This is a genomic window from Streptomyces virginiae (assembly GCF_041432505.1).
Classification (GTDB): Bacteria; Actinomycetota; Actinomycetes; order Streptomycetales; family Streptomycetaceae; genus Streptomyces; species Streptomyces virginiae_A.
Map to the genome: position 1 here is coordinate 4,336,709 of NZ_CP107871.1, position 15,315 is coordinate 4,352,023.

The 15,315-nt window shown below is 70.7% G+C and carries 15 protein-coding genes; 12 read left to right on the forward strand and 3 right to left on the reverse strand.

Features of this window, described 5'->3' with window-relative positions:
* Positions 1–1,467 (forward strand): aminopeptidase P N-terminal domain-containing protein, encoded by a 1,467-nt coding sequence (locus OG624_RS20250; RefSeq protein ID WP_161290755.1) that lies wholly within the window; start codon positions 1–3, stop codon positions 1,465–1,467.
* A gap of 132 nt (positions 1,468–1,599) precedes the next feature.
* On the opposite strand, the gene OG624_RS20255 is transcribed toward OG624_RS20250, so the two are convergent.
* The gene (locus OG624_RS20255) at positions 1,600–2,043 is read right to left on the reverse strand and encodes an ATP-binding protein (RefSeq protein ID WP_033215060.1); all 444 of its coding nucleotides are present in this window, start codon (positions 2,041–2,043) and stop codon (positions 1,600–1,602) included.
* 209 nt (positions 2,044–2,252) lie between these two features.
* On the opposite strand from OG624_RS20255, the gene OG624_RS20260 reads away from it, so the two are divergent.
* The 9 genes from OG624_RS20260 to OG624_RS20300 all read left to right on the forward strand — a co-directional run bounded on the left by OG624_RS20260 (position 2,253) and on the right by OG624_RS20300 (position 12,094).
* The gene (locus tag OG624_RS20260) at positions 2,253–3,095 is read left to right on the forward strand and encodes a hypothetical protein (protein WP_371639677.1); all 843 of its coding nucleotides are present in this window, start codon (positions 2,253–2,255) and stop codon (positions 3,093–3,095) included.
* 108 nt (positions 3,096–3,203) lie between these two features.
* The gene (locus OG624_RS20265) at positions 3,204–3,929 is read left to right on the forward strand and encodes a YcnI family copper-binding membrane protein (RefSeq protein WP_371639678.1); all 726 of its coding nucleotides are present in this window, start codon (positions 3,204–3,206) and stop codon (positions 3,927–3,929) included.
* 68 nt (positions 3,930–3,997) lie between these two features.
* Positions 3,998–4,651, forward strand: a complete 654-nt coding sequence (locus OG624_RS20270) for an SCO family protein (protein WP_371639679.1) — start codon at positions 3,998–4,000, stop codon at positions 4,649–4,651.
* Entirely contained in the window at positions 4,648–5,127 is a 480-nt protein-coding gene (locus tag OG624_RS20275) for a copper chaperone PCu(A)C (RefSeq protein ID WP_033215052.1), read from the forward strand. Before OG624_RS20270 ends, OG624_RS20275 begins: the two co-directional genes overlap by 4 nt.
* Before the next feature lie 22 nt (positions 5,128–5,149).
* Positions 5,150–7,219, forward strand: coding sequence for a copper resistance CopC/CopD family protein (locus OG624_RS20280; protein ID WP_371588087.1), 2,070 nt, complete (start codon positions 5,150–5,152; stop codon positions 7,217–7,219).
* Between the two features lie 5 nt (positions 7,220–7,224).
* Positions 7,225–8,502: an iron uptake transporter deferrochelatase/peroxidase subunit gene (efeB, locus tag OG624_RS20285; protein ID WP_371639680.1), complete on the forward strand. Its 1,278-nt coding sequence runs from the start codon at positions 7,225–7,227 to the stop codon at positions 8,500–8,502.
* A gap of 42 nt (positions 8,503–8,544) precedes the next feature.
* On the forward strand, positions 8,545–9,480 hold the full coding sequence (gene pheA / locus OG624_RS20290) for a prephenate dehydratase (RefSeq protein WP_030713748.1): 936 nt from the start codon (positions 8,545–8,547) through the stop codon (positions 9,478–9,480).
* 527 nt (positions 9,481–10,007) lie between these two features.
* Complete coding sequence (serS, locus tag OG624_RS20295) at positions 10,008–11,285, forward strand: serine--tRNA ligase (protein WP_033215046.1); 1,278 nt, start codon at positions 10,008–10,010, stop codon at positions 11,283–11,285.
* Positions 11,282–12,094 (forward strand): HAD family hydrolase, encoded by an 813-nt coding sequence (locus OG624_RS20300; protein WP_030713758.1) that lies wholly within the window; start codon positions 11,282–11,284, stop codon positions 12,092–12,094. Before serS ends, OG624_RS20300 begins: the two co-directional genes overlap by 4 nt.
* 139 nt (positions 12,095–12,233) lie before the next feature.
* Here the strand turns inward: OG624_RS20300 and OG624_RS20305 are convergent, their stop codons facing one another.
* Positions 12,234–12,776, reverse strand: a complete 543-nt coding sequence (locus OG624_RS20305) for a hypothetical protein (protein ID WP_033215044.1) — start codon at positions 12,774–12,776, stop codon at positions 12,234–12,236.
* 163 nt (positions 12,777–12,939) lie between these two features.
* On the opposite strand from OG624_RS20305, the gene OG624_RS20310 reads away from it, so the two are divergent.
* On the forward strand, positions 12,940–13,935 hold the full coding sequence (locus tag OG624_RS20310) for a sensor histidine kinase (RefSeq protein WP_371639681.1): 996 nt from the start codon (positions 12,940–12,942) through the stop codon (positions 13,933–13,935).
* 10 nt (positions 13,936–13,945) lie between these two features.
* Entirely contained in the window at positions 13,946–14,611 is a 666-nt protein-coding gene (locus tag OG624_RS20315; protein ID WP_371588089.1) for a response regulator, read from the forward strand.
* Positions 14,612–14,627: 16 nt separating this feature from the next.
* Here OG624_RS20315 and OG624_RS20320 read toward each other — a convergent pair whose 3' ends face one another.
* Positions 14,628–15,263 (reverse strand): rhomboid-like protein, encoded by a 636-nt coding sequence (locus tag OG624_RS20320; protein ID WP_033215041.1) that lies wholly within the window; start codon positions 15,261–15,263, stop codon positions 14,628–14,630.
* Positions 15,264–15,315 lie beyond the last annotated feature (52 nt).

Consider the following 15,315-nt stretch of genomic DNA (forward strand, 5'->3'; position numbering starts at 1 on the left):
GTGGCTGACGAGCTCACCCCGGAGACCCCGGAAGAAGAGCAGCCCAAGAAGACGCACAAGCAGCGCAAGAACGGTCTGTACCCGGGCGTCAGCGACGAACTCGCGGAGAACATGCGCAGCGGCTGGGCCGACACCGAGCTGCACGGTCTGGAGCCCATCGCCCAGGCCACGCACACCCTCGCCCGCCGTGACGCGCTGTCCCGGCACTTCCCCGGTGAGCGTCTCGTCATCCCCGCGGGCCGCCTGAAGACCCGCTCGAACGACACCGAGTACCCCTTCCGGGCCTCGACCGAGTACGCGTACCTCACCGGTGACCAGACCGAGAACGGCGTCCTGGTCCTGGAGCCCACCGGCCCGGCCGGGCACGTCGCCACCATCTACCTGCTGCCGCGCTCCGACCGGGAGAACGGCGAGTTCTGGCTGTCCGGCCAGGGCGAACTGTGGGTCGGCCGCCGCCACTCCCTCGCCGAGGCCGAGCAGCTCCTGGGCATCCCCGCGAAGGACGTCCGCGAGCTCGCCGAGGCCCTCACCGAGGCCGAGGGCCCCGTCCGCGCGGTGCGCGGCCATGACTCGGTGATCGAGTCCGCCCTCACCGACAAGGTGACCAAGGAGCGCGACGAGGAACTGCGCGTCTACCTCTCCGAGGCCCGCGCCGTGAAGGACACGTTCGAGATCGGTGAGCTGCAGAAGGCCGTCGACTCGACCGTCCGTGGTTTCGAGGACGTCGTGAAGGTCCTCGACAAGGCCGAGGCCACCTCCGAGCGCTACATCGAGGGCACCTTCTTCCTGCGCGCCCGCGTCGAGGGCAACGACATCGGCTACGGCTCGATCTGCGCCGCCGGCCCGCACGCCTGCACCCTGCACTGGGTCCGCAACGACGGCGACGTCCGCTCCGGCGACCTCCTGCTGCTCGACGCCGGCGTCGAGACCCACACCCTCTACACCGCCGACGTCACCCGCACCCTGCCGATCAACGGCACCTACACCGACATCCAGCGCAAGATCTACGACGCCGTGTACGAGTCCCAGGAAGCCGGCATCGCCGCGGTGAAGCCTGGTGCGAAGTTCCGTGACTTCCACGACGCCTCCCAGCACGTGCTGGCCGAGAAGCTCGTCGAGTGGGGCCTGCTGGAGGGACCGGTCGAGCGCGTCCTGGAACTGGGCCTGCAGCGCCGCTGGACCCTGCACGGCACCGGCCACATGCTCGGCATGGACGTCCACGACTGCGCCGCCGCCCGCCGCGAGGCATACGTGGACGGCACCCTGGAGCCGGGCATGTGCCTCACCGTCGAGCCCGGCCTCTACTTCCAGGCCGACGACCTGACCGTCCCCGAGGAGTACCGCGGCATCGGCGTCCGCATCGAGGACGACATCCTCGTCACCGAGGACGGCAACCGGAACCTGTCCGCGGGTCTGCCCCGCACCTCGACCGACGTCGAGGCCTGGATGGCACGCCTGAAGGGCTGACGCCTCCGCGTCGCGCACGGATGGGCGGGATTCCTCCACGGGGTCCCGCCCATCGGCGTTCGAAGGGCCGCCGGGGCGCCAGGACACCGAGGTCGCCCAGAACGTCCCGGGCGCCGAAGACACGTAAGACGTCTACGACACCTTCAACAGCGCGTCGTCGCGCCACTTCAGCATCTTGTCGAAGCTCACCACCGCACCCCGGCCCGGCCGGTTGCGGAAGCGGACGTGGTCGGCGAGTTCGGCGATCAGGTGGAGGCCCCGGCCGTGTTCGGCCAGGGACGATCTACGGCGGGCCACCGTCGCGGGCGGGAACCCCGGACCGGAATCGGTCACCTCGATGCGGCAGCAATCCCCGTCCAGATACGCCGTGACGTGGTACGCCTCGGTATCGTCCGGGATTTCGCCACCCCCGCCGTGCTCCACCGCGTTCGCACACGCCTCGCTCAGCGCCACCGAGAGATCGAAGGAGATGTCCGGGTCCACCCCCGCGGTCTCCATCGTCCCCAGCAGCAGTCGCCTGGCGAGCGGCACGCTCGCGGCTTCGCGCCTCAAGTGGAGAGACCACCAGATGCTCATACGGTTACGTATTGCCGCCCGCGAGGGGGCGTAAGCGCCCTGCGACCGTCCGAGACCTCATTACGCCCGTCCGGCCGACGCGGCTCTTCCGGGGAGCGGTGTATGCGGCCGCCCGCGATGGGCCCGGACGGCCGCGCACAGAGGACTCATACGGACCTTCCGGACCTGCCGTATGAAGGGCCTGAGCGCAGTGCGATGATGGCCCGGCCATGTCTGACCCCCACGCGACGCACGCCGGAGCCGGCCTCCGGCTGATCCGGGCCGCGGTGTTCACCGCGGTCTGTGTCGTGCTGTCCGCGATCGGGCACGCCCTGGCGTCCTGCGCCACCGTGCCCTGGTGGTCGCTGTGCCTCGGCTTCCTCGCCGTCTTCGCGGTCGCCGCCTCGCTCGCGGGCCGTCGGCGGACGCTGCCCGGCATCGCCGCCGGGCTCACCGCCGGACAACTCGGCCTGCACGCCATGTTCGGCCTCGGCCAGCACGGCGCCGCGGCCGCGCAGGCCCCGGCGGGCACCGCCGACGCCTCGCTCGCCGAACTCGCCGCACGGCTGGTGTGCGGGGGCAACTCCGTACCGCTGAGCCCGGCCGACGCCCGGCGGATCCTGGAAGCCGCGGGCCTGGACCCGGCCGCCCTGGCCGAGCAGACGGCTCAGGCCGCGCAGGCCGGGCAGGTCGTGGCACAGGGACACGAAGCACACGCGCACGTGGCCCAGGCCGTCGCCATGGCACCCGCGACCGGCCTGTTCAGCCCGGCCATGCTGGCCGGTCACCTGCTCGCCGCACTCGCCGCGGGCTGGCTGCTCGGTCGCGGCGACGCCGCGCTCTTCCGACTGGTCGAGCTGTCCCGTCGCTCCGCCGAAGCCGCCCCGATACGTCCGCTGCGTGCCGCGCTGGCCTTCGTACGCGCCCTCGGCGCCGGGCTGCCGGGCTCGTCCCCCCGTACCCCGCAGGACCTGCGGACCGGGTCCGCGCCCGCCCGCCACACGGGTCGGGAAGCACTCCAACACACGGTGATCCGGCGCGGCCCACCCGTGGCATTCGCCCTCGCAGCCTGACGCGGCACCCTCCTTCCCGGACACAGGGCGGGACACCGGTGCCGCGAACTCCGTGCGCGCCCGTGCGCGGAGCAACCGCCACCACTGCTTCCGTGGAGTGTTCCTGCCATGAAGACCTCTCGCGTCTCCGTCGCCGCCGCCATCGCCGCCGGTTCCGTCCTCCTCCTCTCCGGCCCGGCCTTCGCCCACGTCGGTGTGCAGCCCGCCGGTGAGGCGGCCAAGGGCGGCTACGCGACGATCAACTTCAAGGTCCCCAACGAGCGGGACAACGCGTCGACCACCCAGCTGGAGGTCAACTTCCCGATCGACCAGCCGCTCAGCTCCGTCATGCCGCAGGACGTTCCCGGCTGGACCGTGAAGGTCGAGACGAGCGACCTCGACAAGCCGCTCACCGTGCACGGCAAGCAGATCACCAAGGCCGTCACCAAGGTGACCTGGTCCGGCGGCAAGATCGAGCCCGGCAAGTTCCAGCAGTTCCCGCTCTCCGTCGGCAAGCTGCCCGAGAACGTCGACCAGATGGTCTTCAAGTCGATCCAGACGTACGACAACGGCGAGGTCGTCCGCTGGATCGAGGAGGCCAAGGAGGGCGCCGCGGAGCCGCAGAACCCCGCGCCCGTCCTCAAGCTGACCGCCCCCAAGGGCGACGACCACCACGACAGCGGTGCGAAGGTCGACGAGCCGAAGAACGCCGACAAGGACGCCGAGCACGGCCACGACAAGGCCTCCGCCGAACACGGCTCCGACACCACCGCGCGCGTCCTCGGCGTCGCCGGCATCGTCGTCGGGCTCGGCGGTGTCGCCTTCGGCATCGCCTCGCGCCGCCGCAACGCCTGACCTGCCGCGCCCATCGGCGCTGCCGTTCCGAACGTCCGTAGCATCCCCGATCCCAGGGACATTTCTTCATGCGCACCACACGTGTGACGGTCGCCGCGCTGCTCGCGGCGGTCGTACTCACCCTCACCGCCTGCGGGGGTGAGTCCGCCAAGCCCGGCGGAGTCACCCAGATCGCCGGCGGTCAGAGCAACGACAAGGCCGCGACCCTCCTGGACCGCCCTTTCACCAAGCCGGAGCTCGTCCTCACGGACACCACCGGCAACCCGTGGAACCTGCGTGAGCAGACCAAGGGCAAGCCGACGCTCATCTACTTCGGCTACACCAACTGCCCCGACGTGTGCCCGCTGACGATGAGCAACATCGCCGTCGCCAAGAAGGCACTCCCCAAGGCCGACCAGGACAACCTCCGGGTCGTCTTCGTCACCACCGACCCCGAGAGGGACACTCCCGAGTCCCTCGCCGCGTGGCTCAAGGCGCAGGACCCGTCCTTCGTCGGACTCACCGGGGACTTCGCGACCATCCAGGCGGCCGCACGCACGCTCGGCATCGGTATCGACGCCGCCACGACGGGGGCCGACGGCAAGGTCGTCTCCATGCACGGCGCCCAGGTCATCGCGTTCTCGCCCAAGACCGACGAGGGCTACGTCCTCTACGGCGAGGGCACCACCGTCGACGACTACACGAAGGACCTGCCGAAGCTCATCAAGGGGGAGAACCCGTGAACGCCCGCACCACCCGCACCCTGGCCGCCGCCCTCTCCCTGACGGCAGTGCTCGCCATATCCGGCTGCTCGGGCGAGGCCGAACCGAAGATGACCGTCAGCGGTGCCTTCATGCCCGAGCCCGTGAACGACAAGATGGCCGGCGGGTTCCTGGTCATCAAGAACGGCTCCGAGAACGCCGACAAGCTCACCGGCGCCACCTCCTCGCTCTCCGACGATCTTCAGATCCACGAGACCAAGGACCAGAAGATGCAGCAGGTCCAGTCGATGGACGTGCCGGCGAACGGCGAGCTCCGGCTGGAGCGCGGCGGCAACCACATCATGTTCATGGGGCTCAAGAGCACTCCCAAGGTCGGTGACAAGGTCAGCGTCGAGCTCCGTTTCGAGAAGGCCGGTCCGGTCAAGGTCGAACTGGACGTGAAGGACCGGACGTACAACGCCCAGGCTCCGACCAACGCGTCCGGCAACCACCACTGACGGACCGAGGAGCTCACACGCCATGACGGCCACCGCCCCCGCCCCCTCCACGGCCCGCGCCCGTGTCACGGCATTCCTGCCGCGGCTCGCGCTGGTCCTCGCAGCCCTGCTGGCAGCCCTGTTCACCGCGGCCGCACCGGCCACGGCGCACGCCGCACTCACCGCGAGCGACCCCACGGACGGGGCGGTGGTCGCCACGGCCCCCGCCCAGGTCACACTCTCCTTCTCGGAGCAGGTCGCCATGGGCGACGACTCGATCCGCGTCCTGGACCCCCAGGGCAAACGCGTGGACACCGGCGAGCTGCGGGACATGTGCAGCGGGAACACCGTCCGCTACGGCACCGCTCTGCACACCGGACTGCCGAACGGCACCTACACCGTCGCCTGGCAGGCCGTCTCGGCCGACAGTCATCCGATCTCCGGCGCCTTCACCTTCTCCATCGGCGCGCCCTCGGCCACCGATGTCTCCCTGCCCACCGCGCAGGCCGGCGGCGGACCCGTCGGTATCGCCTATGGGATCGCCCGCTACGCCGCCTACGCCGGATTCACCGTCCTCGTGGGCGGCGCCGCCTTCATCCTGTTGTGCTGGCGCCGGGGCGCCGCCGAACGGCCGCTGCAGAAGCTCGTCGTGCGTGCCTGGGTCACCCTGACCGCGGCCACTCTCGCCATGCTGGTGCTGCGGACCCCGTACACCGGGTCCGGGAGCTTCTCCGACGTGTTCGACCTCGACGGGCTCCGGGCCGTCCTGGAGACCAAGACCGGGGCCTCGCTCGTCTCCAGGCTGCTCCTGCTGGGGGCTGCCGCCCTGTTCGTCGCGGTCCTCTTCGGCGTCTACGCACGTCGCGTCGCGAGCCTCGGACCCGATGAGGCCGGCAGGTCCGACGGGGCCGATGGGGCCGATGAGTCGGATCCGGCCGATGAGGCCGAAGGGCCGGACGACACCAGCGATCTCACCTTCGGGTTGGCCATCGGCGGAGCCGTCGTGGCCGGCGGTATCGCCGCCACCTGGGCCCTCTCCGAGCACGCCTCCACCGGTATCCAGCCCGGTATCGCCATGCCCGCGGACATCCTGCATCTGATGGCTGTCGCCATGTGGCTCGGCGGTCTCGCCGCGCTGCTCGTCGCCCTCCACAAGGTCCCCGGGATCGAGCGCGCGGCCGTCCGGCGCTTCTCCCGGGTCGCGTTCGTCAGTGTCCTGGTGCTCGCCGTCACCGGCGTCTACCAGTCCTGGCGACAGCTCGGCAGCTGGTCCGCCCTCACCGGCACCGAGTACGGGCAGCTGCTGCTCCTCAAGGTCGGCCTGGTCGCCGTCCTCCTCGGCATCGCCTACGTGTCCCGCAGGTGGACGACGCGGCTCGCCGAGGCACCGACGGACGCCGAGGCCGCCGTCGCATCCGTCCCGGCTGTCGCGGCCGTCGGGCAGGGCTCCGACGATGTTTCACGTGAAACAGCCTCGGGTGCCGTCTCCGAAGGCTCTGATGTTTCACGTGAAACAGAGCCCGTGGCCGTCCTCGCGGACCCGGAGCGGGCCGCCCAGCTCGCCCGGCAGCGGGCCGCTCGCGAGAGCGCGCTGGAGAAGAGGGTGCGGGACGCCGACCCGGACCGCGCCGGCCTGCGTCGCTCCGTCCTCGCCGAAGCGGCCATCGCAGTGATCTTGCTCGCCGTCACCACCGTGCTCACCAGTACCGAGCCCGGGCGGACCATGGAGCGGGAGGCGGGCCGCGGTTCCACCGCCACCGCCGTCCCCGACCGCGCCGTCAAGATCACCCTGCCCTTCGACACCGGCGGCCCGAACGGCAAGGGGTCCGTCCGGTTCGAACTCGACCCGGGGCGGGTCGGCGCGAACACCCTGCACCTGTGGTCCGAATCCGCCGACGGCACTCCTTTCGACCTCCCCGAGATCAAGGTCGCCTTCACCCTTCCCGCCAAGGACATCGGCCCCCTGCCACTCGTCCCCGAGCGGGCCGCCCCCGGACACTGGACCGCGTCCGGCGTCCAGCTGCCGCTCACCGGTGAATGGCGCATCGACGTGACCGTCCGTACCTCCGACATCGACCAGACCACTGTCCAGAAGACTGTGAAGATCGGCTGACCAGCGTGACCGAGACCAACCCCGACATCGAGATCTCCCGGCGCAGGCTGCTGGGTACCGTCGGCGCCGCGGGCGCCGTCGGGATCGCCCTCGGCACCACAGGCGGCGCCTTGGCGCACTCCGCGCTGGACGACTCCGGCAGCGACTCCGCCCGCGGAGCGGCCGGCAGCCTGGCGTCCCTCGGCGCCACCCAGGTGGCGTTCGACGGCGACCACCAGGCCGGCATCACCACCCCGCTGCAGGCCAAGGGGCACCTCGTCGCCTTCGACCTCACCGCCGGGGCGGGCCGTACGGAGGCCGCCGCGCTGCTGCGGCGCTGGTCCAACACCGCCCGACGGTTGATGGCGGGCGAGCCGGCCGCGACCTCCGACAGCGGGATCGCGCTGGACGCGGGTCCGTCCTCCCTCACTGTCACCTTCGGCTTCGGCCACTCCTTCTTCGAGCGCACCGGCCTCACCGCACGCCGTCCCGCGGCCCTCGACCCGCTGCCGGACTTCTCTTCGGACCGGCTGGACGCCCAACGCAGCAACGGCGATCTGTGGGTCCAGATCGGCGCCGACGACGGCCTCGTCGCCTTCCACGCGCTGCGGGCCCTGCAGAAGGACGCCGGGGAGGCCGCCCGCGTCCGCTGGCAGATGAACGGCTTCAACCGCTCTCCCGGCGCCACCGGCACCCCGATGACCGCCCGCAACCTGATGGGCCAGATCGACGGCACCGGTAACCCGAAGCGGTCGGAGCCCGACTTCGACAAGCGGATCTTCGTGCCCGGCACCGGCCCCGGGCCCGCCGAGCACGCCTGGATGGCCGGCGGCTCGTACGCCGTCGTCCGGCGCATCCGCATGCTCCTCGACGACTGGGACAAGCAGTCCCTCGCGCAGCAGGAGCAGGTCATCGGGCGTACGAAGGCCACCGGCGCCCCGCTCACCGGCGGCGGCGAGACCACCGAAATGGAGCTCGACAAGATCGGTCCCGACGGGAAGCCCGTCATCCCGGCCAACGCGCACGCGCGGATCTCCGCCCCCGAGCAGAACGGCGGGGCCGCCATGCTGAGGCGGCCCTTCTCCTTCCACGACGGGATCGGCCCCGACGGCGCTCCCGACGCCGGGCTCCTCTTCGTCTGCTGGCAGGCCGATCCGCTGCGCGGGTTCGTACCCGTTCAGCGCAAGCTCGACCGCGGCGACGCGCTGTCGCAGTTCATCCGGCACGAGTCCAGCGGCCTGTACGCGGTTCCGCCCGGTCCCCGCAGCGGCGAGTACGTGGGGCAGCGGCTGCTCGAAGGATGAACAGCAACCCGGCAGGCAGCACCCCGGCATTAGGCTGATCGCATGTCAGCCACCCGCTTCACGTATCTCGGTCCCGAGGGCACCTTCACCGAGGCCGCCCTGCGCACCCTGCCGGAAGCCGCGACCCGGGAACTCGTCCCGATGGTGTCGGTCCCGGCCGCCCTGGACGCCGTGCGCAACGGCGAGGCGGCCGCTGCCCTCGTCCCGATCGAGAACTCGGTGGAGGGCGGGGTCACCGCCACCCTCGACGAGCTGGCCTCGGGCGAACCGCTGATGATCTACCGCGAGGTGTTGCTGCCCATCACCTTCGCGCTGCTCGTGCGGCCCGGAACCGCCCTGTCGGACGTCAAGACCGTCACCGGGCACCCGGTCGCCCAGCCGCAGGTACGGAACTGGCTGCGGGCGAACCTGCCCGACGCGGTCTGGGAGTCTGCCGCCTCGAACGCCGACGGCGCCCGGCTGGTCCAGGAGGGTCGGTTCGACGCCGCCTTCGCGGGTGAGTTCGCCGCGGCCACCTACGGACTCGTTCCGCTGGTGACCGAGATCCACGACGCGGAGAACGCCGAGACCCGGTTCGTCCTGGTCGGACGCCCCGCCCGGCCGGCCGCGCCGACCGGCGCGGACAAGACCTCCGTCGTGCTGTGGCTCGGCGACGACCATCCTGGTGCGCTGCTGGAACTCCTTCAGGAGTTCGCGGTCCGTGGGGTGAACCTGATGCTGATCCAGTCCCGTCCGACCGGGCAGGGGATCGGCAACTACTGCTTCGCCGTCGACGCCGAGGGGCACATCTCCGACCGGCGGGTCAGCGAGGCGCTCATGGGCCTCAAGCGGACCTGTCCCCAGGTCCGCTTCCTCGGTTCCTACCCCCGTGCCGGTGTCGCTCAGAGTGATGTCCGGGCTCCTCGGCCCGGGACCTCCGACGGTGACTTCACGGCCGCCTCCGACTGGCTGGGGCGTTGCCTCGACGGGCGGGCCTAGGACCGTCGTCCACTGTCCACAGAGTTATCCACAGGCGGAGATGGGGACCTGGGGACAAGTCGACAGAGCGGCACGACAAGGTCGACAAATCGCCCGAGTGACTCAGGTTTCGCTCTGGGGAGCGGGAGGTGAACGGTGTCACCTCCGCATCGCCGATCAACTCTTTGGGGCGAGTCATTCCCACCCGAATGAGTGTGTGAGGGTGGTTTGAACCCTGATTCGTCCTGGCCATCCACCGATCAGGAATGATCTATTCCTGTGTCCACAGAGGCAGCACACAGCCTGTGGATAAGATGCGGACCACGGCAATTCCTGTGGACAAGAAGCCTCTCCGGCCCTGCTCAGGCCGGGCCCGACCGTCGGCATTCTGCCCCTTTTCGGGGAATGGGACCGCTTTTATTGACGCTCCGAGAAGGACCACTTCCGGTCAGCCGTCAAGACTTATCCATTCGTTGCAATTGGGACATAGCGACACGCAGCGTGATATCGATGTGATCCCGGGAAGCCCCGCCCGGTAGCCTGGAGGGGTGATTGACCTCCGGCTGCTCCGTGAAGACCCTGACCGTGTCCGCGCCTCGCAGCGCGCCCGTGGAGAGGACGTCGAACTCGTCGACGCGCTGCTCTCCGCCGACGAGCGCCGCAGGTCCTCCGGCATGCGCTTCGACGAACTGCGCAATGAGCAGAGGTCCCTCGGCAAGCTCATCCCCAAGGCCTCCCCCGAGGAGCGGGCCGAGCTGCTCAAGCGGGCCGAGCTGCTCAAGCAGGACGTCAAGGCCGCCGAGGCCGAGCAGAACGAGGCCGACGAAGCCGCCAAGCGACTTCTCCTCCAGCTCGGCAACATCGTCCACGAGGACGTACCCGTGGGCGGCGAAGAGGACTTCACGGTCCTGGAGACGCACGGCACCATCCGCGACTTCGGCGCCGAGGGCTTCGAGCCCAAGGACCACCTGGAGCTCGGTGAGCTGCTGGGCGCCATCGACGTCGAGCGCGGCGCCAAGGTCTCCGGCTCGCGCTTCTACTACCTGACCGGTGTGGGCGCCCTGCTGGAGCTGGCGCTGGTCAACGCGGCCATCGCCCAGGCCACCGAGGCCGGCTTCATCCCGATGCTGACCCCGGCGCTGGTCCGCCCGCGCGCCATGGAGGGCACCGGCTTCCTCGGCCAGGCCGCGGAGAACGTGTACCACCTGGAGAAGGACGACTTCTACCTGGTCGGCACCTCCGAGGTCCCCCTCGCCGCGTACCACATGGACGAAATCATCGAGGCCGAGAAGCTGCCGCTGCGGTACGCCGGCTTCTCCCCGTGCTTCCGCCGTGAGGCCGGTACGTACGGCAAGGACACCCGCGGCATCTTCCGCGTCCACCAGTTCGACAAGGTCGAGATGTTCTCGTACGTCGCTCCGGAGGAGGCCGAGGCCGAGCACCAGCGACTCCTGGAATGGGAGAAGCAGTGGCTCACCGCTCTGGAGCTGCCGTTCCAGGTGATCGACGTCGCCACCGGTGACCTGGGCTCCTCCGCCTCGCGCAAGTTCGACTGCGAGGCGTGGATCCCCACGCAGGGCAAGTACCGCGAGCTGACCTCCGCCTCGAACTGCGACAGCTTCCAGGCCCGCCGCCTGTCGATCCGCTACCGCGACGGCAAGAAGACCCAGCCGCTGTCCACGCTGAACGGCACGCTGTGCGCCGTACCGCGCACGATCGTCGCCATCCTCGAGAACCACCAGCAGCCCGACGGTTCGGTACGGGTGCCGCAGGTGCTCCGTCCCTACCTCGGTGGTCGCGAGGTTCTGGAGCCGATCACCAAGTGAGCCCGGCCCCGTTCCCGTACAAGCTCGTCGCGACCGATCTCGACGGCACGCTGCTGCGTGGCGACGACACCGTCTCGGAACGCACCCGTGAAGCGCTCGCCGCGGCCACCGCGGCGGGCGCGGCGCACATCATCGTCACCGGTCGGGCCGTGCCCTGGACCCGGCACGTGCTGGACGATCTCGGCTACAAGGGGATCGCCGTGTGCGGGCAGGGGGCGCAGGTCTACGACGCGGGTGCGCACCGGCTGCTGACCTCGGTGACCCTGGACCGGCAGCTGGCCGGTCTGGCGCTGTCGAAGCTGGAGGCCGAGGTCGGCCCGCTGGCCTTGGCGGCCAGTCGGGACGGGGTGGACGGCGAGGTCCTGTTCGGGCCCGGGTACCAGGTGCAGGAAGGCCTTCCGGCCCTCTACCTGGAGGATGCCAAGGCGCTCTGGGCGGCTCCGCTGAACAAGCTCTACATCCAGCACCCGGAGCTGGACGACGACGCTCTCGTCAAGGTGGCCCGCGAGACGGTGGGCAGCCTGGTCGACATCGTCATGGCGGGTCCCGGCATCGTCGAGATCCTGCCGTTGGGTCTGACCAAGGCCACGGGCCTGTCGCTGGCCGCGCGCCGGCTGAAGGTGAAGGCGGCGGAGACGATCGCCTTCGGTGACATGCCCAACGACATCCCGATGTTCGGCTGGGCCGCGCACGGGGTGGCGATGGCCAATGCCCACGCCGAGCTCAAAGCTGTGGCCGACGAGGTGACGACCTCCAACGAGGAGGACGGCATCGCGGTGGTGCTGGAGCGTCTGCTGGGCGCCGCATAACGCGTACGACGTAGGAGAGAGGTCCGGGACAGCCCGCGCCGCGAGGCGCGCTCGAAGTGGCTGCCCCGGACCTTTTGTTGCTCCCCGCACCACTCACTCTGCACCGGCCGCAGGTCCCTTACCAGCGAATTTCCGTGCGTCAGCCGTGGATCCGGCGGCGGCGCCAGTAGGCGACGGTGAGCACGCCCAGCAGGGGACCCCAGAGCAACAGGGGGAGGTAGGACAGGTCGAAGATGCGCAGGGCGAGCCCGGTGGGCGCATCGGGATTCGCGGCGTTGACCTCGCTCCACGTCCAGGCGCCGAGAACGGTGACGGCGGTGACCGCGATCGCGCCGAGCGCCGCGGGCACCACCGCCGCCAGGGGGTGGATCCGACGGCCACCCAGCAGGGGGATCCAGCGGGGCAGCTCCTCACCCCAGCGCTGGACCAGCCCGAGGCTCAGCAGACCCAGGCACTCCTGCAGGACACAGACGAAGATGAGGACCAAGGACTCCCGGCCCGGGTAGTACGAGTGGTGCAGATCGCTGCCCGGTCCCCAGCCCATGGGTATGCCGACCGCGATCGCGAGTCGCCACACACAGCTGGGAAGCACGGTCAGCGAGGTGAGCTGGGCGAGCCGGCGAAGCCATGGGGAGACTCCGGGCACGGTGTGCGAGGCGCGAACGGTGGCGTGCGAGGTCATCTGCCAAGTCCTCTTCAGGGGCTACTGGTTGATGACTCCAGCCTGGTCGGCCGGCACCTTCGCGACCATCCGCCGATCAGCGGGCCGGTGGTCCCCTGAGGCCCCTGCGGCTCTGCCGATCGGCGGATGGTCGGTACCCGGGGTGCGCTCGTAGGGTCGGAGCATGTCCCTCGATCTTCGGTCCTCTTACGCCCCGTTACTCGCCCTGGCCGGAACCGTCGGCCTCCTCGGGGGGTTCCTGGGGGCGCCCCCGACATGGTTGCTGGCCTGGGTGGGTCTACTGCTGCCGCTGCTGGCCCTGGTGGCCCGCTGGTCCCCTGTGCGTGCGGGAGTCGGCGCGGCCGTACTGGGCGTGGCGGCCGTCGCGCTGTGGCCGGTACCGCTGATGTGGGGGCCGGCGTCGTGGCTGGAGGTCTGCGGGGCGGCGGCGTTCTGGGCGGTGCCCGCGCTCGGGGCCTTGGCGGCCGGGGGCCATCTACGCCGTCAGGCGAGCCGGATGCGCCAGGCCGCCCGGGACGGCCGACGGGACCAGCAGCTGGAACTGGCCCGGGATCTGCACGACTTCGTGGCGCACGACGTGAGCGCCATCGTGGTGCAGGCCCAGGCGGCCAGATTCGTGGCGGACAAGGATCCGGAGCAGGCGGTCCGTGCGCTGGAGCGGATCGAGGCGGCGGGGCTCGGCGCGCTCGCCTCGATGGACCGGACGGTACACGCGCTGCGGGAGGCGGCCGGTGCGCGGTCCGCCCCGGTACCGGGGACCTCGGAGCTGCCGGGTCTGGTGGAGCGGTTCGAGGGCGGGGTACTGGACGCCGATCCGGCGGCGGCCCGGGCGTTGTCGCGGGAGGCGGACACCACCGCCTACCGGGTGGCCGTGGAGGCGTTGACGAACGTACGCCGGCACGCGCCGGGGGCGGCGGTCGTACGGGTGCGCCTGCACCGGGCCGCGGAGGGGATCGAGCTGAGCGTGGCCAACTCGGCGCCGGCCCGGGGCGCGGCGGGACTGCTGGGACTGGGGCTGCGGCGACGGAGCGGAACGGGGCTGGCCGGTCTGCGCGGCAGGGTGGAGGCGGCGGGCGGGACGCTGCGGGCCGGCGCGAGCGCCGACGGCGGGTGGCGGGTTTGCGCCGTCTTCCCGGCCCAGGGGCGCGCCCTCGGGTGATCATGGCGGCGTGACCACACGCATCCTGATAGCCGACGACCAAGATGACATCCGCAGCGGATTCCGGCTGATCCTGGACTCACAGCCGGACATGACCGTGGTGGGGGAGGCCGCGGACGGGGAGAGCGCGGTGACGCTGGCCCGGGAACTGCGGCCCGACGTGGTGCTCGCGGACATCCGGATGCCGCGGCTCGACGGGTTGGAGGTGACCCGGCTGCTGGCGCCGCAGACACGGGTGGTGGTGGTGACCACCTTCGACCTGGACGACTACGTGCACACCGCGCTCCGCAACGGCGCCTGCGGCTTTCTGCTGAAGCGGTCCGGGCCGACGTTGCTGATCGAAGGGGTCCGGGCGGCTATGGCGGGGGACACGCTGATCAGTCCGCAGATCACGGTGCGGCTGCTGAGCCGCCTGGCGCAGGCGGGTCCGGTCGCCCGCCCCGCGGCGCATCCGCTGACGGAGCGGGAGGTGGAGATCGTGCGTCTGGTGGCGCGGGGGCTCACCAATGCCGAGATCGGCGCCGAGCTGTTCATCAGCGCGGGTACGGCCAAGACCCACATCGCGAACGTCCAGGCCAAGCTGGGGGCCCGCAACCGGGTGGGAATCGCCGCGTGGGCCTGGGAGCACGGCGTCGCCGAACCGGATACGGCGACGGGCTCGCACGACGCCCCCTGAGGGGGGGCCGTGCCGCTCATGTTTCACGTGAAACGACGTTGCGGGTGAGTGGCCAGGAGAGCAGACCGACGGAGAGCGCGATGGCGTGGCCGAGGTCCGTGAAGGTGCCGCCGGTGACCAGGGGCATCCCGAAGAAGGCGACCGCTCCGGCCAGGTAGAGCCATCTCCAGGGGCCGGGGAGCCGGTAGGTGAGGACGCCGATGGAGGCTGCTAGGCCGTAGCTGACGCCGATGTCGACGACGTGGGTCATGCTGTGCGGGGCCCGGTGGTCCTGGATGGCCGTCAGGAGGATCTTCTGGCTGACCAAGGTGGCGACGATATGGGCGGTCGCGACGATCAGGAGCCAGCGCAGGGTGCCGAGCCAGCGTTCGACGGGGGCGTGGAACACCTCGAAGAGCACGGCGTAGAGGGCGAGCGAGGCCGGGTTCGCGATCCAGAAGGCACTGCTGATGAGCGCCCGGACGGGGTATTTGACGAGCTGGTTGATGTTGCTGCTGTTGCGGTGGAGCAGGACGCTGTCGACCTGGTCGGGTGCGATCGCGACGATGACGCTGGTCACGGCGATGATCAGTAGCCAGATGTGCGTTCCGGGCGAGGAGCGTATCCAGGACCGCAGTGGCCTGGACGGCTCCGGCTCGGTGTGCGCGACCATGCACCGATGATGCCGCGCGAACCTGTGCCCCGCCCGGCCGGTGGGCCGGGCG